At 53.0% G+C, this 22,214-nt stretch carries 17 protein-coding genes; 11 read left to right on the plus strand and 6 right to left on the minus strand.

Annotation, left to right across the window (positions count from 1 at the left end):
* From ACI2I2_RS15740 to ACI2I2_RS15750, 3 genes are all read left to right on the plus strand, one after another.
* A partial coding sequence (locus ACI2I2_RS15740) for a calcium-binding protein (protein ID WP_404658734.1) occupies positions 1-1,285 on the plus strand: 1,285 nt, incomplete at its 5' end.
* A gap of 34 nt (positions 1,286-1,319) precedes the next feature.
* A complete protein-coding gene (locus tag ACI2I2_RS15745; RefSeq protein ID WP_404658750.1) occupies positions 1,320-3,446 on the plus strand; it encodes a type I secretion system permease/ATPase in 2,127 nt (708 codons plus the stop codon).
* Complete coding sequence (locus ACI2I2_RS15750) at positions 3,443-4,774, plus strand: HlyD family type I secretion periplasmic adaptor subunit (protein ID WP_404658735.1); 1,332 nt, start codon at positions 3,443-3,445, stop codon at positions 4,772-4,774. Before ACI2I2_RS15745 ends, ACI2I2_RS15750 begins: the two co-directional genes overlap by 4 nt.
* A 57-nt stretch (positions 4,775-4,831) precedes the next feature.
* On the opposite strand, the gene ACI2I2_RS15755 is transcribed toward ACI2I2_RS15750, so the two are convergent.
* Both ACI2I2_RS15755 and ACI2I2_RS15760 read right to left on the minus strand, forming a co-directional pair.
* Entirely contained in the window at positions 4,832-5,623 is a 792-nt protein-coding gene (locus ACI2I2_RS15755; RefSeq protein ID WP_404658736.1) for a DUF2950 family protein, read from the minus strand.
* Positions 5,624-5,632: 9 nt separating this feature from the next.
* On the minus strand, positions 5,633-7,264 hold the full coding sequence (locus ACI2I2_RS15760; RefSeq protein WP_404658737.1) for a DUF3300 domain-containing protein: 1,632 nt from the start codon (positions 7,262-7,264) through the stop codon (positions 5,633-5,635).
* Positions 7,265-7,618: 354 nt separating this feature from the next.
* On the opposite strand from ACI2I2_RS15760, the gene acnB reads away from it, so the two are divergent.
* The 6 genes from acnB (at position 7,619) to ACI2I2_RS15790 (ending at position 14,933) form a co-directional block, all read left to right on the plus strand.
* Complete coding sequence (gene acnB / locus ACI2I2_RS15765) at positions 7,619-10,216, plus strand: bifunctional aconitate hydratase 2/2-methylisocitrate dehydratase (protein ID WP_404658738.1); 2,598 nt, start codon at positions 7,619-7,621, stop codon at positions 10,214-10,216.
* A 210-nt stretch (positions 10,217-10,426) separates the two neighbouring features.
* A complete protein-coding gene (gene yacL / locus ACI2I2_RS15770; RefSeq protein ID WP_404658739.1) occupies positions 10,427-10,789 on the plus strand; it encodes a protein YacL in 363 nt (120 codons plus the stop codon).
* 172 nt (positions 10,790-10,961) lie between these two features.
* Entirely contained in the window at positions 10,962-11,915 is a 954-nt protein-coding gene (locus ACI2I2_RS15775) for a 2-keto-3-deoxygluconate permease 1 (RefSeq protein ID WP_404658740.1), read from the plus strand.
* The gene (locus ACI2I2_RS15780; protein ID WP_404658741.1) at positions 11,912-13,183 is read left to right on the plus strand and encodes a four-carbon acid sugar kinase family protein; all 1,272 of its coding nucleotides are present in this window, start codon (positions 11,912-11,914) and stop codon (positions 13,181-13,183) included. The genes ACI2I2_RS15775 and ACI2I2_RS15780 overlap by 4 nt, the downstream gene beginning before the upstream one ends.
* Positions 13,173-14,156 (plus strand): D-threonate 4-phosphate dehydrogenase, encoded by a 984-nt coding sequence (locus ACI2I2_RS15785; protein WP_330984818.1) that lies wholly within the window; start codon positions 13,173-13,175, stop codon positions 14,154-14,156. The genes ACI2I2_RS15780 and ACI2I2_RS15785 overlap by 11 nt, the downstream gene beginning before the upstream one ends.
* Positions 14,157-14,165: 9 nt before the next feature.
* Positions 14,166-14,933: a DeoR/GlpR family DNA-binding transcription regulator gene (locus ACI2I2_RS15790; protein WP_404658742.1), complete on the plus strand. Its 768-nt coding sequence runs from the start codon at positions 14,166-14,168 to the stop codon at positions 14,931-14,933.
* A 29-nt stretch (positions 14,934-14,962) separates the two neighbouring features.
* Here ACI2I2_RS15790 and speD read toward each other — a convergent pair whose 3' ends face one another.
* From speD to ACI2I2_RS15805, 3 genes are all read right to left on the minus strand, one after another.
* Entirely contained in the window at positions 14,963-15,757 is a 795-nt protein-coding gene (gene speD, locus ACI2I2_RS15795; RefSeq protein WP_404658743.1) for an adenosylmethionine decarboxylase, read from the minus strand.
* Positions 15,758-15,771: 14 nt separating this feature from the next.
* The gene (speE, locus tag ACI2I2_RS15800; RefSeq protein ID WP_404658744.1) at positions 15,772-16,629 is read right to left on the minus strand and encodes a polyamine aminopropyltransferase; all 858 of its coding nucleotides are present in this window, start codon (positions 16,627-16,629) and stop codon (positions 15,772-15,774) included.
* A gap of 110 nt (positions 16,630-16,739) precedes the next feature.
* Entirely contained in the window at positions 16,740-17,087 is a 348-nt protein-coding gene (locus ACI2I2_RS15805; RefSeq protein ID WP_330984820.1) for a YacC family pilotin-like protein, read from the minus strand.
* A 144-nt stretch (positions 17,088-17,231) separates the two neighbouring features.
* Between ACI2I2_RS15805 and cueO the strand changes: the two genes are divergently transcribed.
* Positions 17,232-18,797 (plus strand): multicopper oxidase CueO, encoded by a 1,566-nt coding sequence (gene cueO / locus ACI2I2_RS15810; protein WP_404658745.1) that lies wholly within the window; start codon positions 17,232-17,234, stop codon positions 18,795-18,797.
* 148 nt (positions 18,798-18,945) lie between these two features.
* Here the strand turns inward: cueO and ACI2I2_RS15815 are convergent, their stop codons facing one another.
* A complete protein-coding gene (locus ACI2I2_RS15815) occupies positions 18,946-21,324 on the minus strand; it encodes a glucose/quinate/shikimate family membrane-bound PQQ-dependent dehydrogenase (protein WP_404658746.1) in 2,379 nt (792 codons plus the stop codon).
* 206 nt (positions 21,325-21,530) lie between these two features.
* Between ACI2I2_RS15815 and hpt the strand changes: the two genes are divergently transcribed.
* The gene (gene hpt, locus ACI2I2_RS15820; protein ID WP_404658747.1) at positions 21,531-22,067 is read left to right on the plus strand and encodes a hypoxanthine phosphoribosyltransferase; all 537 of its coding nucleotides are present in this window, start codon (positions 21,531-21,533) and stop codon (positions 22,065-22,067) included.
* The last annotated feature ends 147 nt before the right edge of the window (positions 22,068-22,214 follow it).

The raw sequence follows: 22,214 nt of genomic DNA on the forward strand, positions 1-22,214 counted from the left end.
TATTTTTCGCGTCGGCGATGGTCAGGACCGGGTGAGTGATGTCAGCATGAACTGGGTAAATACCCTCGTATTCGAAGGGGCCGACCTCACTCAGGCATTGATAGAGAAATCAGGAAATGACCTGCTTATTCACGCATGGGGGGGCAGCGACACGCTTACACTCCCTGACTATTTTACTTCAGAGTCGTATCGTCAATTCGATATGGTCTTCGGCGACACCACGCTGACGGTCAGTGACCTGGCAGGGATGGGATTCCCGGTTTACGGCAATGAAAGCAACAACAGCCTCAGCGGCTGGAATAACGATGACACGCTTGTGGGTTATGGCGGGAATGACACGCTGAATGGTAGGAAAGGTAATGATATTCTGGACGGCGGTACGGGTAATGACAGTCTGAGTGGCGGGGAAGGTAGCGACAGATATATTTTTCGCGTCGGCGATGGTCAGGACCGGGTGAATGATGTCAACATGAACTGGGTAAATACCCTCGTATTCGAAGGGGCCGACCTCACTCAGGCGTTGATAGAGAAATCAGGAAACGACCTGCTTATTCACGCATGGGGGGGCAGCGACACGCTTACACTCCCTGGCTATTTTACTTCAGAGGCATATCGTCAATTCGATATGGTCTTCGGCGACACCACGCTGACGGCCAGCGACCTGGCGGGGATGGGATTCCCGGTTTACGGTAATGAAAGCAACAACAGCCTCAGCGGCTGGAATAATGATGACACGCTTGTGGGTTATGACGGGAATGACACGCTGAATGGTGGGCGCGGTAACGACGTTCTGGATGGCGGTACGGGTAATGACAGTCTGAGTGGCGGGGAAGGTAGCGACAGATATATTTATCGTGCTGGTGATGGAAAAGATAGTATTTATGAGCAGGGTTCAATGATTGATTATTCTGATGCAATTTTATTTGACGAGAATATTCTTGCATCAGAAACGCTTGTTTCAAGGTCTACGAATAATTTAGTGTTATCTTTTGCCGACGGTGCAGACAGTATCACGATTAGTAATTTCTTCATCTCAACAAACTATCAAGTGGAACACATTACATTTGCAGATGGAACTGACTGGGTGCCGGAAGATATCTTTAATTATATTGAAGATAATATTCCTCTCCCGCTGGCAGAAACGAGCGATAGTTCTTTTTCACTCAATTTAATGCAACAACAAATTTGCCAGTTTACATCCGATAATGCTAATGATGAAAATATGGACTCGGTTGGCTATTCTTTGGCGTCGGCCAGAACAACTACAGTCGAGCTTGTACAGTAATTATATTGGCCACTGAGGTTGCTCGGTGGCCAAAATGACAGGGATGTATAAATTGATTTCTTTAGAACAAGGTTTATGGTCTTGCCTTTCAATTATTGCTCGTCATTACGGGATGGCGGTAAATACAATGGCGTTGCAAGGTAAATATGCTACGGATAATCATCACGATATTAAGGTTCAGTTTGTTCGCGCAGTACGTGAGACTGGTTTAAAATGCCGTTGTGTAGAGGGGGTCAATATGGCTGCCTTAAAAAAATTACCCCTTCCAGCTATAATTGAACTTCCAGAAACAGGTTATGTAATATTGTTGGCTGTAAAGGATGATGAGTGGTTAATCCAGCCAATAAGTCATGATAAACCCACGGTGTTTCATCCAGACGAAAATGACCACTATCATTTATTCCTTTTTACGCGCCGTTTTTCTTGGGGGGAGATCAAAAGCGAATTCAATCTGAATTGGTTTGCAAATGCATTTTGGCACTATAAAAAACTTATTGGTGAGGTTTTGTTGGCATCTTTCTTTATACAAGTCCTGGCATTGATCTCCCCTCTCTTCTTCCAGGTGGTGGTAGATAAAGTGCTTACTCATCAAAGTTTGACGACCTTAGATGTACTTGCGCTAGGTATGGTTGTGGTTTCACTGTTCGATGTTATTTTAAATGGCTTACGGAACTACCAATTGGCTCATACATCTCAGCGCATCGACGTAACGCTCAGTTCGCTGCTTTATAAGCATTTGCTGGCATTACCCTTGACGTGGTTCATGCAACGACAAGCCGGAGTGATAGTCGCACGAGTCCATGAGCTTAAAACGATCAGAGAGTTTTTAACGGGCAGCGCAATGTCCTTATGTCTTGATTTGTTTTTTACTTTACTGTTTTTTATCGTGATGGCTTTTTACAGCATTCCCTTAACACTCATCGTTATTGTCTCTCTGGTTCCTTACATATTGTTATCGATGTCGATTACTCCGATATTACGAGAACGTCTGGACGAGCAGTTTAAACAGGGGGCGAGAAATCAGGCTTTTCTGGTGGAGAGCCTGACCGGTATCGAGTCGGTAAAAGCCATGTCTGTAGAAAACTTAATGAACCGACGTTGGGATGAACAGGTCGCGTCATTCGTCACCAGTTGTTTCAAAACACAGAACCTTGGCAATATAGCCAGTCAGATATCGAGGTTTGTCAGTAAAATTACTAGTGTATCGATTCTCTGGTATGGCGCACATTTGGTTATTGAAGCTCAATTAACAGTGGGGGCATTAATCGCTTTTAATATGTTTGCCGGACAGGTGACAACGCCAGTTTTACGTCTGGTTCAGCTATGGCAAGACTTCCAGCAAGTCTCCGTGTCCGTGAAGAGACTTGGGGATATATTGAATATGCCCGTTGAACATCAAGAATGTACTGCGACGCTGGCTGAAGTAAAAGGGGCTATAAAATTTTCTAAGGTTTCTTTTTCGTGGCAAGTGGGGGGGGCTTCAGTACTGGATAATATCTCATTAACAATTCGACCGAAAGAGATCATTGGTATTGCAGGACGTTCAGGTTCAGGGAAAAGCACGCTTACGCGACTGATACAACGCTTATGTATTCCTACGAGCGGTCAAATTTATATAGATGGGATAGATATTGCTCAAACGGATCCTCACTGGCTCAGAAAACAGATTGGGGTCGTCCTTCAGGAAACACAACTGTTTAATGGCACAATACGCGATAATATCGCGCTTGCCTTGCCGGAAGCCTCTCTTGAGCAGGTTATTGAGGCAGCCAATCTCGCGGGGGCGCATGAATTTATTAGCGAGTTTCCACAAGGTTATGATACGCCGGTGGGCGAACATGGTGGGCGACTCTCTGGGGGGCAGAAGCAGAGAATAGGCATTGCAAGAGCATTAATTACAAATCCGCGGATCATCATATTTGATGAGGCAACCAGTGCATTAGATTATGAATCTGAATACATCATACAACGTAATATGGCTGAAATTTCTCGCGGCCGTACAGTGTTTATTATTGCACATCGTTTGTCAGCTTTACGCACCGCGAGTCGAATTTTAGTGATGGAAAAAGGGAAGATAGCCGAGCAAGGCAGCCATAAACAATTGCTTGAACTGAAAGGTATCTACTCCAGGTTGCACGACCTGCAGGAGTCCGTTGTATGAAAGATACTCACTACCGGGAATTTTTACCTGCAGTTTTGGAAGTTCAGGAAACACCGCCTTCTCCGGCAGGCAGAATGATTACATGGAGCATTATCATCCTCTTTGTTGTATCGATTTTGTGGGCCGCCTGTGGGCGTGTGGATATCGTTGCGGTAACGCGAGGTAAAATTGTTGTGAGCGATCTCTCTCGTCCGGTTAGCAGTTCTGTGGTGGCCCAGGTGATTGAGGTTGCGGTAAGCGATGGGCAGCACGTCCGCAAAGGGGATGTGTTAATCCGCCTCAACAGTAAAGCCCTTGAGGCCCGATATGAAGAAAATGTATTGCGGCAAAAAACGAATCGTTTTCATATCGCCCGGCTTCAGTTGTTGCGTAAGCATTATCAGGATATTGAAGCACCAGCAGAGTTGCCTGCAGACTATTTTAGTGAAGACCCCTTATTCGGAAAGCAAGTGTCTCAACAGCTGGCTGCTGAGATCAATAACGATCGACAGGAAAAGGTGGTACTTCGGGACAGCATGGTCGTTCTTAATGCACAAAAAACCGGCTATCTTTCTCAAAAGGAACAATCGCTACGTTTACTCCCTATCTACGCTGAACAGCATCGTGCCTTATCGTCGCTATATAAAAAGAATTTAACCAGCCGGGACAGTGTTCTTGAAATCCAGAAGAAACTTACCGAAGCGGAATTTGCTCTGAAAAGCGCTGAAGCAAAAGTGGTGGAGATAGGGGCAGGTTATCATCAGGCTGAATCCGAATATCAGGCCAGAATAACCACTAAACTAGAAAGCGTGGAGCAACAGCTTGCGGATAAAACGCTAGAAAACAGCGTGCTGGAAAAACAATTAAAAGAATTAACCGGGCAAATTGCACAATATACCTTAGTGGCTCCTGTTGAGGGGGTCGTTGACGCACTGGTTTTTCGGGATGCGGGAGGCGCAGTGGATGCGCCACAAGAACTTCTTAAAATTGTTCCTGATAATGAAATACTTAGTGCTGAAGTCATTGTGAGTAATCAGGATGTGGGATTTTTACGTCCAGGACAAAATGTTACTCTCAAAATCGATACCTTTGATTTCACGCGGTATGGATGGGTTATTGGCCGATTGCGTAAAATTTCCGCTGATGCTACTGAAGATAAAGACCAGGGACTTATCTATAAAGCCACCATTGAATTGTCGCAAAAGCATTTAATTATTGATGGGCGAGAAATGGCGCTCGAACCTGGGATGCAGGTAACCGCTGAAGTAAAAACGGGGCGGAGAACCATCTTAAGCTATCTGTTAAGTCCGGTGATGGAAGCGCTCGATAGCGTAGGGAAGCAGCGCTAAGTTAGTGGGCCGAATGATCGAGCGGCCAGTCGCAAACCACCTGGCCGCTTAACTCTCCTACTGCACGGGCTGCCAGGCTTTATCGGTCCTGTAGGCTTCCAGAGCCTGGGCTTTTTGCTGTGACTCACTTCCCAGGTCGGTCTGATAAACGGTGTCATTCTGGTCGATCATAAAGCTCATGATCCCTGTTTCGCCGTATTTCACCGGCCAGGCAATCAGGGCAAAGCCTTCTTTTTTGGCATCGGGAAGAATGCGGAAGCGATACCCGTGATAGCCCATGCCCGGCACGGTGGGGCTGAAGGCTGGCCCTAACGGGCTTGGCTCATCGCCGGGTTGTGTTGGCCAGTACAGGCCGTCTTTTTTGCCTTCGCTACTCAGCAGTTTGGCGGCGTAAACCTGGAAGCGCTGGTAATAGTCTTCCTGCGCATCGACATAGGCGTGCATCGCCTGAATGGCTGACAGCTCATTACGGCCAATCTCGCGGGTCTGAATTTCATCTTCCGCGCTTGCCATATCAAAATGCCAGCCCTCAGCGGTTTTCAGCATCGGGATGGGCAGTTGCCACTCCCCTGCGCCGACGTTCAGGTGCGCAACATCCCCGGTTTCCTCTATTTTATGACCGACTTTCCAGTCTCGCAGGAAGCGGGCAACGGCTTCAGGATCGGCTCCCTCTGGTGGCAGATATTGCCGCCAGTTATCGCCCAGCAGGTCGTTCATGGCGGTTTCGTTGTGCGTGGAGATGGCGTCGACCAGGGCCGTGGCGGCTTTGTCTGGCGTGTCAAAATGCTGCTGCGCAAAAGCGGGCAGGGTGAACAGGGCGAGCAGACCAGCGATCGTTATTTTTTTCATGGCTTCTCCTTAGCGATGACGCAGTTCGCGATGTTGAGAACCACGTTCGATCTGTGGTCGGCTGTGGGTCTGGGACAAGTTGCGGCTTTGCGTGCCGCGTTGGCGCTGGGCCTCCCAGGATGGCGAGCGGCTGTCATTGCCGCTCAGAGCATTGGCTCGCACGTTCTGCACCTGCTGTTGGCGCTGCTGATGCTGCGCGGGTGTCACGGAAGCGTGATGTTCTTTTACCTGCTCGCGACGTTGCTGCTGCTGCGCGGTTGGGTTCTGCACATGAGATTTGGCATTTTCACGACGCTGCTGCTGTTGTGCCGTTGGGTTTTTCAGCTTCTCTTTGGCGGCGGTGCCGTCATAGCCACGGTAGTTGTTACGTTGAGTGACTTTATCCAGCTGACGCGAGGCCGCTTGCCGCTGAGCATCGTGGGTGCCACCGGTGGCCGCTCTGCCCGCCACAACAGATTTTGCCGCACCATTATGCGTGCTCTTCTGGAACTGGTTCAGCGCCGCCTGGCGTTGGTTGTCCCGATTGACTGGCGCGTGTTGTGTCGCGCTCAGGCCACCTGCCACATTGGTCTGATGGAAGCGCTGCGCCACATTGTTGTTCGGGTACGGCACATTGCTGCGAAACGTTGGGTTGTGCTGCCAGTTCACGTTATTGCCCGTCAGGTGCTGCCCGGTAATGTGGTTGAAGTTATTCACGTTGATGTTGATGTTGTTGTTCCCGCCGCCGTGCCAGCCGCCGTGATCCCAGTCATCATCATGGTGGTGATAATAATCGTCATGGCCCCAGTCGATGCTGCTGAACAGCGCCCAGGTTGTCGCGACACCCAGACTGTAACCAAAGCCGTTGACGAAACTGTTGGTGAATTGCTGGCCCGGAGTCGGAGGCAAATACACTGGCGGATACGAGGTGTTCGGCCAGGTGCCGTACACGGTGTTCGGGTTATAGGTTGGGACGTACACCACGTTCGGGTCGGCTGACTCAATCTTGATGACTTGCGTCGTTGGAGCTGGGGTTGTGGTGGTCGTCGTCGTGGTTGTGGTGCCAGATGCCGGTGGCGGTGCCGCCACTGTGGTGGTGGTGACTTTCTGCTGTGGTGAGGATTTTAAGGTGCCGGTTTGCTGGGCGATATTACGCAGCTTCTGCACTTCATCCATTACGTCCTGCGGTTGCGCCAGAAACGCATTGCCTAAATCCTGCACCCACTGTGGGTTCTCACCCATTAGGGACAGCAGCGCCGGGAAGGCGACCAGCGATTTTACGCTTGGGTCCCACGGTTGATTCGCCACGGCCTGCACGGCGGCATCGCCCTGCATAGAAGGGTTATCCTGCGACCATTGGACAGCTTGCAGCACGTTGCTCGGATAAGTCGAGGCCATCAACACCTGCGACAGCAGATTGTCAGGGTAGAGCGCAATTGGTGCGACCCACTGATCAATTTGTGCATCGGTATAAGTGGGGGCTACTGGCTGTGCCGCGACAGGGGTTACGGGTTGCGCAGGGGCTACCGGTTGTGCGACTGCAGGGGCTGGCTGGGGCGGTGCATCTGCCGCGCGGCTCTGGACATACAGCGTTCCCGAAGCGGCGAGCAACCCGGCGCTGCAAATCAGCGCAAGAATATGGGGCTTAAAGGGCAACTTCATTATTTTCTCCTGGCGCAAAAATTTGGCCTGATTCAGAGAGTATTGCCGAAAATAGCAACGATGACGGGAGTATAGGCGGACTTATTTTTCGTTTTTGACTTTAGTTGGGATCGCGGCGGGAAGTGTGTAAGCAGATAAGATTTTTATGTTTAAAAAAAGCCTTTTAACCCGCTTTATTCTGACCTTAACGATTCAGCAAACTTTTAATGTTGCTTTTTTGTAAACAGATTAACACCCCCCGGAAATCCTGCTATGCTGCCCGTCGCGGTATCGGGCATTTACCCTACAAACTGCTGTCTCACGAGTGAAGAGAACGCCGGCCGCAAATGACAATGAGAGTGAGGAGATACCGTCGTGCTAGAAGAATACCGTAAGCACGTAGCTGAACGTGCCGCCGAGGGAATTGTTGCAAAACCCATTGATGCAACCCAAATGGCCGCACTCGTCGAGCTGCTGAAAGCTCCGCCTGCTGGCGAAGAAGAATTCCTGTTAGACCTTTTAATCAACCGTGTTCCGCCAGGCGTCGATGAAGCCGCCTATGTGAAAGCCGGATTCCTTGCTGCTATCGCCAAAGGCGAAGCCACTTCACCTCTGGTTACCCCTGAAAAAGCAATCGAACTGCTGGGCACCATGCAGGGTGGTTACAATATTCATCCTCTGATTGACGCGCTGGACAGCGCTACGCTGGCCCCCATCGCCGCCAAAGCCCTGTCTCACACGCTGCTGATGTTCGACAACTTCTACGATGTGGAAGAAAAAGCCAAAGCGGGCAACAGCTACGCGAAACAGGTGATGCAGTCCTGGGCCGATGCCGAATGGTTCCAGAGCCGTCCAGCTCTGGCTGAGAAAATCACCGTCACCGTCTTTAAAGTGACTGGCGAAACCAACACCGATGACCTGTCTCCGGCGCCGGATGCGTGGTCTCGCCCGGATATCCCACTGCACGCGCTGGCGATGCTGAAAAACGCCCGTGAAGGTATTGAGCCCGATCAGCCAGGTGTTGTCGGCCCGATCAAACAGATCGAAGCCCTGCAGAAAAAAGGCTTCCCGCTGGCTTACGTGGGTGACGTTGTCGGTACCGGTTCTTCCCGTAAATCCGCAACCAACTCCGTGCTGTGGTTCATGGGCGACGATATTCCACACGTGCCAAACAAGCGCGGTGGCGGCCTGTGCCTCGGTGGCAAAATTGCGCCAATCTTCTTCAACACCATGGAAGATGCGGGCGCGCTGCCTATCGAAGTGGACGTCAACAACCTGAACATGGGCGACGTGATTGACGTTTACCCGTTCAAAGGCGAAGTGCGTAACCACGAAACCAACGAACTGCTGGCAAGCTTCGAGCTGAAAACTGACGTGCTGATTGACGAAGTGCGCGCCGGTGGCCGTATTCCGCTGATCATCGGCCGTGGCCTGACCACCAAAGCGCGTGAAGCGCTGGGTCTGCCGCACAGCGACGTATTCCGTCACGCGAAAGACGTTGCCGAAAGCAACCGTGGTTACTCCCTGGCGCAGAAAATGGTGGGCCGCGCTTGCGGCGTAGCCGGTATTCGTCCTGGCGCGTACTGCGAGCCGAAGATGACTTCTGTAGGTTCACAGGACACCACCGGTCCAATGACCCGTGATGAGCTGAAAGACCTGGCGTGCCTGGGCTTCTCTGCTGACCTGGTGATGCAGTCTTTCTGCCACACTGCCGCTTATCCTAAGCCGGTTGACGTGACCACTCACCACACCCTGCCAGACTTCATCATGAACCGTGGCGGTGTCTCTCTGCGTCCGGGCGACGGGGTTATCCACTCCTGGCTGAACCGTATGCTGCTGCCAGATACCGTTGGTACGGGCGGTGATTCTCATACCCGTTTCCCAATCGGTATCTCCTTCCCGGCGGGTTCTGGTCTGGTGGCGTTTGCTGCTGCGACAGGCGTTATGCCGCTCGACATGCCGGAATCTGTACTGGTGCGCTTCAAAGGTAAAATGCAGCCGGGCATCACCCTGCGTGACCTCGTGCATGCGATCCCTCTGTATGCCATCAAACAGGGCCTGCTGACCGTTGAGAAGAAAGGCAAGAAGAACATCTTCTCTGGCCGCATTCTGGAGATTGAAGGTCTGCCGGATCTGAAAGTCGAGCAAGCGTTCGAACTGACGGATGCGTCTGCTGAGCGTTCAGCAGCGGGTTGTACCATCAAACTGAACCAGGCGCCGATTGAAGAGTATCTGAACTCCAATATCGTGCTGCTGAAGTGGATGATTGCTGAAGGCTACGGCGACCGTCGTACGCTGGAACGTCGTATCCAGGGCATGGAAAAATGGCTGGCTGAACCGCAGTTGCTCGAAGCCGATGCTGACGCAGAATATGCGGCAGTTATCGACATCGACCTGGCGGATATCAAAGAGCCAATCCTGTGTGCGCCAAACGATCCGGACGACGCGCGTCTGCTGTCTGATGTGCAGGGCGAGAAAATCGACGAAGTGTTTATCGGTTCCTGCATGACCAACATCGGCCACTTCCGTGCGGCGGGTAAACTGCTCGATAATCACAAAGGCCAGTTGCCAACTCGCCTGTGGGTCGCGCCGCCAACCCGTATGGATGCTGCTCAGCTCACCGAAGAAGGCTATTACAGCATCTTCGGCAAGAGCGGGGCACGTATTGAGATCCCGGGCTGTTCACTGTGCATGGGTAACCAGGCTCGTGTGGCGGACGGTTCAACGGTGGTTTCCACCTCGACCCGTAACTTCCCGAACCGTTTAGGGACGGGCGCGAATGTGTTCCTGGCCTCTGCAGAGCTGGCGGCCGTTGCGGCGCTGATCGGTAAACTGCCAACGCCGGATGAGTACCAGACGTTCGTGGCGCAGGTTGATAAGACCGCTGTAGACACATACCGCTATCTGAACTTCGACCAGCTCTCTCAGTACACTGAGAAAGCGGATGGTGTGATTTTCCAGACTGCTGTGTAAAAGCTAGCGCTAAAAATGTAGGCCGGGCAAACGCAGTGCCGCCCGGCAATTCCTTGCCGGATGGCGCTAACGCTTATCCGGGCTACAAAAGACAAAACCTCACTTCCTTCGACGTGGGGTTTTTTATTTTCCACGCCTGACACCCGTCCCGCTTTTTATCTCCCTTCTATCTGCGATAATTACGCCAATGGCTTTGCAGAGGAAAACATCATGGATTACGAATTTCTGCGCGACATCACCGGGCTGGTGAAAGTGCGTATGTCGATGGGCCACGAGGTGGTGGGGCACTGGTTTAACGAAGAAGTGAAAGAGAACCTCTCACTGCTCGACGAAGTGGAAGCCGCGGCGCAGGCCGTAAAAGGTACTGAGAACACCTGGCAGCGAGCCGGGCACGAATATACCGTCTGGCTGGACGGAGAAGAGGTGATGGTGCGCGCCAACCAGCTGGAATTCTCCGGCGATGAGATGGAAGAGGGCATGAGTTATTACGATGAAGAGAGCCTGTCGATGTGCGGCGTAGAGGATTTTCTCCAGGTGGTGACGGCGTATCGGGAATTCGTCAGTAAAAAGTGATCGTCAGCCACGCGGACGGCCGGGATTCTTTCCCGGCTTTTTTTTAACCAAAATGATTAATTGATTTTATATAATCATTTTAAAGCTGTGATCTGGGACGATTGTGTCTTAACTATGATTAAATATAATCAATATGATTTTATTTAATCATGGTTAAGACGGGTGGGACGACATGAATATCAAAAAAGCAATTGAGCGAGTTCCCGGCGGCATGATGGTCGTGCCATTGGTCATTGGGGCAATTATCAATACGTTTGCGCCTCAGGCGCTGGAGATTGGCGGCTTTACCACCGCTTTGTTTAAAAATGGCGCCGCGCCTTTAATTGGTGCTTTCCTTCTGTGCATGGGCGCTGGGATCAGCGTCAAGGCAGCGCCACAGGCTTTATTGCAAGGCGGCACAATCACTCTCACCAAACTCCTCATCGCCATTGCTCTGGGGCTGGGCGTAGAGCATCTGTTTGGTGCTGAAGGGATCTTTGGCTTAAGTGGTGTGGCAATCATTGCCGCGATGAGCAACTCCAACGGCGGCCTTTATGCAGCGCTGGTTGGCGAGTTCGGAAATGAGCGCGATGTGGGCGCAATTTCTATTTTATCGCTGAACGATGGACCTTTCTTCACCATGATCGCGCTGGGCGCGGCGGGTATGGCTAACATTCCAATTATGGCGCTGGTGGCGGTGCTGATCCCTCTGTTGGTTGGCATGACGTTGGGGAATCTTGACCCGAATATGCGTGACTTCCTGACCAAAGGCGGGCCGTTATTGATTCCGTTCTTCGCTTTCGCTCTTGGTGCCGGAATTAACCTTGAAATGCTTTTGCAGGGGGGGCTGGCGGGCATCCTGCTCGGCGTACTGACCACGTTTATCGGCGGCTTCTTTAACATTCGCGCCGACCGCTTAGTGGGCGGAAGCGGTATCGCGGGGGCCGCTGCTTCAAGTACGGCAGGGAATGCGGTGGCAACGCCGCTTGCTATCGCCCAGGCCGACCCATCATTGGCCACGGTTGCTGCAGCGGCTGCACCGTTAATTGCCGCGTCGGTTATCACCACCGCTATTCTGACACCGATATTGACCTCATGGGTTGCGAAGAAACAGGAACGACAGGTAGCTCAGGAGAAAAACGCATGAAAATGATCGTTATCGCCGACGACTTCACCGGAGCGAACGACACCGGTGTGCAGCTGGCGAAAAAGGGAGCCAGAACGGAAGTGATGCTCAGTGCAGCACAGAAACCTTCGCGCCGTGCAGATGTGTTGATCGTCAATACGGAAAGCAGAGCCCTGCCCGCAGAGCAAGCTGCACACTCCGTTGGAGAAGCTCTTGCGTCGTGGTGTGAAAGGGCAACGCCGCCACTGGTGTACAAGAAAATAGATTCTACCTTCAGGGGAAACGTGGGGGCAGAAGTCATGGCAGCGATGCAAGCCAGTGGTCGTCATTTGGCCGTCATTGCTGCGGCCATCCCTTCTGCAGGACGCACCACACAGAAGGGGCTTTGTCTGGTCAACGGAACACCGCTTCTGGACACCGAGTTTGCCAGCGACCCGAAAACACCGATCACCTCTTCGCGCATTGCTGAACTGGTTGCACTGCAAAGTGAGTTACCGGTTCATGAAGTCCATCTCGACGATCTCAGACGTGGGCGGCTCAGTGCTCTTCTGAAAGCCTGGGCTGATGAAGGCGAATGTATGGTCGTTGTCGATGCCGTGGAAGATCGCGATTTGATGTTGGTCGCTCAGGCACTTTGCGAGCAAAAGCAGTTCCCACTGATGGTGGGAGCGGCGGGCCTCGCCAATGCTTTGCCCGTCAGTCTCTTTATGCAGGAACAGCAGGCGCTACCCGTGCTGGTGGTTGCCGGATCGATGAGCGAAGCCACGCGCAGACAGGTCGATCGTGCGCTTTGCGAAGGGCGGGCGGACGTTGTCGATATCGATGCATCCCGCCTGATTTCTTCGTCGTTTTCCTTCGAAATCGCTGCGGTTGCAGAGCAAGCGTGCGCACAGCTAAGTCGCCAGCACCATACGATTTTACGTACCAGCCGAAGTGCGCAAGACAGGCAGTTGATTGACGAGTTATGCCAGGCGGCCGGCATGAGCCGTCAGCAGCTGGGGGAAGTCTTAAGCCAACGTATCGGGGAAATCACGCTGAAAATTCTGGCTCAGGCGCGAGTCGGCGGCCTGTTTCTGACAGGGGGCGATATTGCCACTGCTGTTGCCAGCGCGCTGGGTGCAGAGGGATATCGAATTCAGAGCGAAGTCGCACCCTGCATTCCTTGCGGGACATTCATCAACAGCGAACTGGACGATTTGCCGGTGATCACCAAGGCCGGGGGATTTGGTTCAGACAGCACGCTGTGTGATGCGCTTTATTTTATTGAGGAGATGTACTGTGGGCACTAAGATTGTTGCAATCACCATGGGCGACCCTGCGGGGATTGGGCCTGAAATTATCGTTAAAGCACTCACCGAGGATGACCTCAATGGCGCGCCGCTGGTGGTGGTCGGCTGCCTGCATACACTGAAGCGTTTACAGGCTAACGGTCTGGCTAAGGGCGTTGAATTTCGCGCGATTACCGAGGTAGCAGCCGCACGCTTCACGCCTGGTGTTATCCACGTGATTGATGAACCGCTGGCGGAACCCCAGGCACTGGAGCCAGGTAAAGTGCAAGCTCAGGCCGGGGATCTTGCTTATCGTTGCGTAAAACGAGCCACGGCGCTGGCGTTGAAAGGAGACGTTCAGGCCATCGCCACCGCACCGCTAAACAAAGAGGCGCTGCACCTTGCCGGGCACAACTATCCAGGGCACACCGAGCTGTTGGCGACGCTGACCGAAAGCCGCGATTACGCAATGGTGCTTTTTACTGACAAGTTGAAAGTCATTCATGTCTCTACCCATATCGCCTTGCGCAAATTCCTGGATACGCTGAACACCCCTCGCGTCGAAACTGTTATCGGCATTGCCGATACTTTTCTCAAACGTGTGGGTTATGCCAAACCGAGAATCGCCGTCGCCGGGGTGAACCCGCATGCGGGCGAAAATGGTTTGTTCGGTGATGAAGAGAGCCGCTTCCTGGCCCCCGCCATTGCCAGCACCAAAGCCAAAGGTATCGACGTTTACGGACCGTGCCCGCCAGATACTGTTTTCCTGCAGGCCTACGAAGGGCAATACGATATGGTGGTCGCGATGTATCACGACCAGGGGCATATTCCGTTGAAGCTGTTAGGTTTTTACGACGGCGTAAACATTACCGCTGGTCTGCCATTCATTCGCACGTCCGCGGATCATGGGACTGCGTTTGATATCGCCTGGACGGGAAAAGCAAAATCTGAGAGCATGGCCGTATCGATCAAACTGGCAATGCAACTGGCGTAATTCCCTGTTATGAAAGGACAACACCGTCTGGATAATATTGTGGCGTATCTGAAAAACCATACGCTGGTTACGGTAGAACAGTTGGTCGAGGCTGTTGATGCTTCCCCGGCCACAATCCGACGTGATTTGATCAAACTGGACGAGCAGGGCGTGATCAGCAGAAGCCATGGCGGCGTTGCGCTACGCCGCTTTGAACCTGTACAGCCCACCACCAATGAAAAGCAATTGCGATCGCCTGCGGAGAAAAAGGCGATCGCTCGTTTTGCTGCCTCGTTAGTTAAAGCGGGTGATGCAGTTGTTTTGGATGCCGGAACCACCATGCTCGAACTGGCAAAATGTTTAACGCATTTGCCACTGCGGGTGATTACGGTGGATTTGCATATTGCGCTGTTCCTGTCGGAGTTCAGGCAAATTGAGGTCACGATTGTCGGTGGCCGAATTGACGACAGCAGTCAGTCCTGCATTGGTGAATATGGCCGTAAAATGCTGCGCAGCGTTTTCCCGGATATTGCGTTCATGAGTTGTAACTCCTGGGGCGCAGAGACTGGGGTGACAACGCCGACAGAAGACAAAGCAGGGTTGAAACAGGAAATCATCGCTAATGCTCAGCGCAAAGTCCTGTTAGCCGACAGCAGCAAATATGGGGCACATTCGCTGTTCACGGTGGCAACGCTCGAAGACTTCACCGACGTGATCACCGATTCACATCTTCCACAATCGGTACAAACTGAGTTAGCCCGGCGAGATATCGCGCTTCAGTTAGTTCAGCCAGAATAACAGCGCCCGCGGGCGCTGCTGGTCGTGGCTCATACGGCCGGCATATTCCGTCCGTAGTAAATCTCACGCATCTCTTTCCACAGCAAATTCGTAATCGCCTTGCGCTCGCTTTCGCTCAGGTCTTCCGGTTTGGTGTGGAACATATAGTGCTTCAGGTCGAACTCTTTCAGTAACATCTTGGTATGAAAGATGTTTTCCTGATAGACGTTCACATCCACCATGTCATACAGCGCCTTCATATCCTCGGACATAAAGTTCTGAATCGAATTAATTTCATGGTCGATGAAGTGCTTCATGCCGTTCACGTCGCGGGTGAAGCCACGCACACGATAATCGATGGTGACGATATCGGATTCCAGCTGGTGGATAAGGTAATTCAGCGCATTCAGCGGTGAAATCACCCCACAGGTCGAGACCTCGATATCCGCGCGGAAGGTGCACAGACCGCCTTCAGGATGGCTTTCCGGATAGGTATGAACGCAGATATGGCTTTTATCAAGATGGGCGACGACCGCTTCCGGCAGCGGGCCCGGGTGCTCTGTCGTGTCGATAAGTTTCGGGTCAACCGGCTCTTCGCTCACCAGGATGGTGACGCTGGCGCCCTGTGGCTCGTAGTCCTGCCGCGCGATATTCAGAATATTGGCGCCGATAATCGAGCAGGTCTCGGAGAGGATCTCCGTCAGACGGTTGGCGTTATAGAGTTCATCGATATAGGCGATGTAGCCATCGCGCTCCTCTGCCGTTTTCACATAGCAGATATCGTAAATACAAAAACTCAGGCTTTTGGTCAGGTTGTTAAAGCCATGCAGTTTCAGCTTTTTCAATTTGGTTCACCCCCTCAGTCGGACAAAGCGTCCTGTAAGTATTGTGGTAAGGCAAAAGCCGCGGTGTGAATCGCTGGATTGTAGTAACGACAGCTCAGGCCAGCCTGATGGAATCGCGCCTGAATAATTTCGGTCGAGAGGTGACGCAGGGCTTCGTTGTCAGTGGCCCACGCAAAGGTCATGATGCCGCCGTAATAGGTCGGAATGGCTGCCTGATAGAAGCTCACGTCGCCAAAGTAATGGCTGAGCTTGCGGTGGCTGTCGAGCGCTTCATCCTGTTGCAGGAAGCACACGCCGTTTTGCGCGACGAAAATGCCGCCCGGGTTCAGGCAACGTTTACAGCCTTCGTAAAACGCCGAGGTGAACAGGCTTTCGCCTGGGCCAATTGGGTCGGTGCAGTCGGAGATGATGACGTCAAACGTTTGCGTCGTCTGGTTAACAAAATTGACGCCGTCGTCGATAACCAGCGTGAAGCGTGGATCGTCATAGCTTCCGGCGTTGTGGTTTGGCAGGTATTGGCGACAGAACGAAACGACACCGGCATCGATCTCCACCATGGTGATGGATTCAATGTTTTTGTGGCGCGTCACTTCACGCAGCATCGCGCCGTCGCCGCCACCGATAATCAGCACACGTTTCGCGTGACCGTGAGCCAGCAGGGGAACGTGGGTCATCATCTCGTGATAGATAAACTCGTCGCGTTCAGTGGTTTGCACCACGCCGTCGAGCGCCATCACGCGCCCGAACGCCGCGTTTTCAAAGATGATGAGATCCTGATGATCCGTCTTCTCGTGATACAGCACGTTTTCGACGGCAAAGTACTGACCAAACTGGTCGTGCAGCGTTTCATGCCACACTTTGTTATCGGTCATGGGTTGAACCCTCCTTCGTTAACACCCCGTCAAAATGGGCGCAACATCATAGCTAACAATGACCGTGGATGCACGGTCGTTATTTCAGCAAAGGTGAGTTCAGTGGGGGCTTATTTGACGTAGGCAAGCAGGCTCAGGGAGTCACGCGCCAGCGCTTTGCACTTTTTAGAGGTCGGGATGCGGATGCCACTGAGATCACGATAGCTGTCTTCACCCAGCGCTTTCATGTTGAAGGTATCGTAGTTGCTGAGATCCCACTGATTTTGCTGAGCAAAAAAGACCAAAGCACGACGAATTTGCTGGTTCGGTAAATTCTGGTAACCACAGTCGTTTTTCAGGAACACAAACACCGCCGTCAGATCGGCCATATCTTCGGCCTCGGATTCGCTTAACGCATAGCTATTAGAGGAAATTGCCAGCAAAGCGCCGAGTACCACAGTTCTGAAAAACGTCTTCATTTTAATTACCATTGCATCCACGAAATTCAACGTTAGCACACTTCTCAGGCCTTCGCAGGGCTTTATTAAGGGATTCTTCTTGACCTTCCGGTAAGGGCAGGGTTTAAGCTCATTTAATCGCCAGTTGTCAAAAAGGGAGTGAAGATGCAACGTCGTGAGTTTATCAAATTAGCCACCGCCGTCGGGGTCGCCAGCGCGTTACCGTTATGGAGTCGTAGCGTTTTGGCCGCCGATCGCCCACCTTTACCGATCCCCACTTTGCTCACCCCCGATGCTCGCAGTCGCATTTCGCTCACGGTGCAAAGCGGGAAGTCTCAATTCGGCACGAAAACCGCCACAACCTGGGGCTATAACGGCAACCTGCTGGGGCCTGCTTTGCAATTGCAGCAGGGCAAGGCAGTGACGGTGGATATCCGTAATCAGCTTGCTGAAGAGACAACCGTTCACTGGCATGGGCTGGAAATCCCAGGTGAGGTGGACGGTGGCCCGCAGGGGGTTATCAAGCCCGGCGGCTCCAGAAGCGTGACGTTTACTCCGAGCCAGCAAGCCGCAACCTGCTGGTTCCATCCCCATCAGCATGGCAAAACCGGGCACCAGGTAGCGATGGGGCTTGCCGGGCTGGTGCTGATTGAGGATCCGCAAATTCATAAGCTGCTGCTGCCCAAGCAGTGGGGCATTGATGATGTGCCGGTGATTATTCAGGACAAACGCTTTACCGATGCGGGTGAAGTGGATTACCAGCTTGATATCATGACCGCCGCTGTCGGCTGGTTCGGTGATACCTTGCTGACCAACGGTGCGATTTATCCCCAACACGCCGCGCCAAAAGGCTGGCTGCGCCTGCGTTTGCTTAACGGCTGTAATGCTCGCTCGCTGAATCTGGCGGCCAGTGATAATCGCCCACTGTATGTGATTGCCAGTGACGGTGGCCTGCTCGCCGAACCGGTGAAGCTGAATGAACTGCCAATGCTGATGGGCGAACGTTTCGAAGTGCTGGTGGACATCAGCGACGGGAAAGCTTTCGATTTGGTGACATTGCCGGTGAATCAGATGGGCATGGCGGTTGCGCCGTTTGATAAGCCTCATCCGGTGATGCGTATTCAGCCAGTACAAATTTCTGCTTCAGCGACGCTGCCGGATACCCTCGCCACGCTGCCTGCACTGCCAACACTTGAAGGACTCACGCAACGCAAATTGCAACTGTCGATGGACCCGATGCTCGACATGATGGGCATGCAGGCGCTGATGAAGAAGTATGGCGATCAGGCCATGGGCGGGATGGATCATGGGCAGATGATGGGCCATGGTGGAATGCAGATGGAGCACGGCAACATGGGCCATATGAATCACGGTGGCAAAGGCTTTGATTTCCATAATGCCAACCGTATCAACGGCAAAGCCTTCGATATGGCGAACCCGATGTTTGCCGCCAGCCGCGGTCAGTTCGAGCGCTGGACGATATCAGGTGAGGGCGACATGATGCTGCACCCGTTCCACATCCACGGCACGCAGTTCCGAATTCTGTCCGAGAATGGCAAGCCGCCAGCAGCGCATCGCGCGGGCTGGAAAGATACGGTAAGAGTGGAAGGCGCGGTGAGCGAAGTGTTGGTGAAGTTTGACCACGAAGCGTCGAAAGAGCACATGTATATGGCGCATTGCCATCTATTGGAGCATGAAGATACGGGGATGATGCTTGGGTTTACGGTTTAATTTCCGAGCCGCCTGATGCCCTCTCCCCCAACCCCTCTCCCACAGGGCGAGGGGAGAAACAGAGTTCCCTCTCCCTTGAGGGAGAGGGTTAGGGAGAGGGGGAGAAGCAGACTGTGCGGCCTGATGCCCTCTCCCCCTGTCTGAGCATTTATGGCAAAGCGTAAGCCACAATATAGTCGCCCATCTTAGTACCAAACGAACCATGACCCCCCGCAGAAATGACCACGTACTGCTTACCATTCACTTCATAGGTCATCGGCGTTGCCTGGCCACCGGCTGGCAGGCGGCCTTCCCACAGTTTGTCACCGTTGGTCATGTTGTAGGCACGCAGATAGTTATCCGCAGTGGCCGCAACAAACAGCACGTTACCGGCGGTGGAAATCGGGCCACCCAGCATTGGCATCCCCAGATTGAACGGCAGTTTAAACGGCATTGGGAACGGCAGGCTGTCCTGCGGCGTACCGATGCGTTTTTTCCACGCGATCTGGTTGGTTTTCAGATCCAGAGCCGAGATATAACCCCAGCCCGGCTGTTTACACGGCAGGCCAAACGGAGACAGGAATGGGTTCAGCGTGACGCCAAACGGTACGCCGTACTGCGGCTGAATACCGGTTTCTGTGCCTGAACCTTTCGCATCTTTAGGCGGCTCGATTGGGTTGCCTGGGCCACGAGGCATCAAGCGTGAAACGAACGGCAGGGCAATCGGGTTAGCAATAGCAACCTGACGGTTCGGATCGACGGAAATACCGCCCCACTCAAACATCCCCAGGTTGCCCGGGAACACCAGCGTGCCTTGTTCTGACGGCGGAGTGAAGATGCCTTCATAACGCAACTGGTGGAACATCACGCGACAGACCAACTGGTCGAACATCGTCGCGCCCCACATATCCGCTCCGCTCAGATCTTTCTTCGGACGGAAGCTCAGATCGGAGAACGGCTGTGTTGGGCTCAGACGGTCACCTTTGGCCGGGCCTTGTGGCACTGGTTTTTCTGGGGCAGGGACGACCAGTTGACCATTACGACGGTCGAGCACAAAGATGTTACCGGTTTTCGCCGGAGCGTAAATGACCGGCACGGTTTTACCGTCAACGGTGATATCCGCCAGCGTCGGCTGAGACGGTTGGTCCATATCCCACAGATCGTGGTGAACGGTCTGGTAGCTCCACGCCAGTTTCCCGGTGGTGGCATTCAGCGCCACAATCGCGCTCGCATAACGTTCCTGCTCTGGTGTGCGGTTCCCGCCCCAGATGTCTGGAGTGGTCACGCCCATTGGCAGATACACCAGATCCAGCTTCGCATCATACGCGGCAGGTGCCCACGAGTTCGGCGAGTTCAGGCTGAACTTGTGTTCGTCATTAGGGATTTCATTGGGATCTTTCGCGCCAGGGTCAAACGCCCACAGCAGCTTACCGGTGTTAACGTCAAAACCACGAATCACGCCAGAGGCTTCACGGGTTGAGAAGTTATCGGTGACAGAACCTGCAATGACGATGGTTTTGTCAGTAATGATCGGCGGTGACGTCGGCTCATACATGCCTGGCGTGGTCACTGGCTGGTTAGTCTGCAGGTTCAGCACGCCTTTGTTGGCGAAGCTTTCACACAGTTTGCCGGTATCGGCATTCAGCGCAAACAGACGGCCATCGTTCACTGGCAGCAGGATGCGGCGTGGACAATCCGCCACCACGTCAGCAGGCGCGCTATCCGCTTTGGCTTCATGGTAAGAAACGCCACGGCAGGTCACGTGCTGGAAGAAAGTGTTGGTGTTGAGCTGTGGATCAAAATGCCACTTCTCTTTCCCTGTCGCGGCATCAAGCGCGAACAGGCGCTGGTGAGCAGAGCAGAGGTACAGCATGTCGCCCACTTTAATTGGCGTCACTTCATTGGTGATTTCACCCGGATCGTTCGGCTGTTTCAGGTCGCCGGTACGGAATACCCAGGCTTCTTTCAACTGGTGCACGTTATCGGCGTTGATTTGCTTGAGCGGCGACCAGCGTTGACCTTCCTGGTTGCGGCCATAAGCCGGCCAGTCCTGATCGGCGACCTGAGAAATCGGTGCGGCAGGCGTCACATCAGTGCTCAGCGTGCCGTTGATTTCCTGAGGGTCGTGGAAGCCAGCCCAGGTGAGGATGCCGCCGGTAATCAGCAGAACCACCACCAGTGCCGCGACCGCGCCTGCAGAAGGCACAATCAGGCGACGCCAGACAAACGGCAGGATCAGCCAGATGCCGAAGAACACCAGAATGTCACTGCGCGGTGTCAGCGCCCAGAAGTCGAAGCCGACTTCCCAGACACCCCAAATCATGGTCGCCAGCAGCACCAGCGCGTAGAGCCAGAGCGCAGCACGCTTACCGCGCCACAGCATCGTGGTCACCGCCAGCATCACCAGCCCGGCGATAGGGTAGTACCAGGAGCCGCCCAGCGAGACGAGCCAGACTCCCCCGATCAGCAGATACAGCCCGCAGAAGGCTGCAAACAGCGCCGTCAGCTTCACCAGAAGCCCGGTCTGTTGTGGTTTTGTTTCCGCCATAGAAAGCACACCTATAAGTTGTTAATTTTTTAGTAGCAATTAATTATAGGATTTAACAAGTGTGATCGGAATCACAAAATGAGCTTTATTATCTCATTCACCGAAGAAATCGATTTGCTGGTATACTGCATGGCTTGCCGATCAATGCCGTAGACCAGTGGCTGCGGGGTTGAGAGATTTATCTCTGAAATCAGATGGTTAGTGAAATGAAACATACTGTTGAAGTGATGATCCCGGAAGCGGAGATCAAAGCGCGTATCGCCGAATTGGGTCGTGAAATTACCGCACATTATCAGGACAGCGGCAGCGAAATGGTGCTGGTTGGCCTGCTGCGCGGCTCATTTATGTTTATGGCAGACCTGTGCCGTGAAGTGCACGTCTCTCATGAAGTCGATTTTATGACGGCGTCCAGCTACGGCAGCGGTATGTCGACCACCCGCGATGTGAAAATCCTCAAAGATCTCGATGAAGATATTCGCGGCAAAGACGTGTTGATCGTTGAAGACATCATCGATTCCGGTAACACGCTGTCCAAAGTGCGCGAAATTCTCAGCCTGCGCGAGCCGAAGTCTCTGGCGATTTGTACGCTGCTGGATAAGCCAACCCGCCGTGAAGTTGAAGTGCCGGTAGAATTCGTCGGCTTCTCCATTCCTGATGAGTTTGTTGTCGGCTACGGGATTGATTACGCTCAGCGTTATCGCCATCTGCCTTACGTGGGCAAAGTGGTTTTGTTGGACGAGTAAGCATAAAAAAAGCCCGATGGCGCTAACGCTTATCGGGCCTACGGTGTATCCGTTGTAGATACTGTTATGCCACGCAAGCATTTTCTGTGTGCAACGTGGCATCGAACGGGCGTCCTGATTTCAGGACGCCGTACGCCACTTGTGCCA

It is taken from the genome of Scandinavium sp. NPDC088450 (assembly GCF_044900545.1).
GTDB lineage: Bacteria > Pseudomonadota > Gammaproteobacteria > Enterobacterales > Enterobacteriaceae > Scandinavium.

Coding starts and splice junctions, on each gene's coding strand:
- ACI2I2_RS15745 (WP_404658750.1), top strand. CDS start 1,320: ATGACAGGGATGTATAAATTGATTTCTTTAGAACAAGGTTTATGGTCT.
- ACI2I2_RS15750 (WP_404658735.1), top strand. CDS start 3,443: ATGAAAGATACTCACTACCGGGAATTTTTACCTGCAGTTTTGGAAGTT.
- ACI2I2_RS15755 (WP_404658736.1), bottom strand. CDS start 5,623: ATGAAAAAAATAACGATCGCTGGTCTGCTCGCCCTGTTCACCCTGCCC.
- ACI2I2_RS15760 (WP_404658737.1), bottom strand. CDS start 7,264: ATGAAGTTGCCCTTTAAGCCCCATATTCTTGCGCTGATTTGCAGCGCC.
- yacL (WP_404658739.1), top strand. CDS start 10,427: ATGGATTACGAATTTCTGCGCGACATCACCGGGCTGGTGAAAGTGCGT.
- ACI2I2_RS15775 (WP_404658740.1), top strand. CDS start 10,962: ATGAATATCAAAAAAGCAATTGAGCGAGTTCCCGGCGGCATGATGGTC.
- ACI2I2_RS15780 (WP_404658741.1), top strand. CDS start 11,912: ATGAAAATGATCGTTATCGCCGACGACTTCACCGGAGCGAACGACACC.
- ACI2I2_RS15790 (WP_404658742.1), top strand. CDS start 14,166: ATGAAAGGACAACACCGTCTGGATAATATTGTGGCGTATCTGAAAAAC.
- speE (WP_404658744.1), bottom strand. CDS start 16,629: ATGACCGATAACAAAGTGTGGCATGAAACGCTGCACGACCAGTTTGGT.
- ACI2I2_RS15805 (WP_330984820.1), bottom strand. CDS start 17,087: ATGAAGACGTTTTTCAGAACTGTGGTACTCGGCGCTTTGCTGGCAATT.
- cueO (WP_404658745.1), top strand. CDS start 17,232: ATGCAACGTCGTGAGTTTATCAAATTAGCCACCGCCGTCGGGGTCGCC.
- ACI2I2_RS15815 (WP_404658746.1), bottom strand. CDS start 21,324: ATGGCGGAAACAAAACCACAACAGACCGGGCTTCTGGTGAAGCTGACG.
- hpt (WP_404658747.1), top strand. CDS start 21,531: ATGAAACATACTGTTGAAGTGATGATCCCGGAAGCGGAGATCAAAGCG.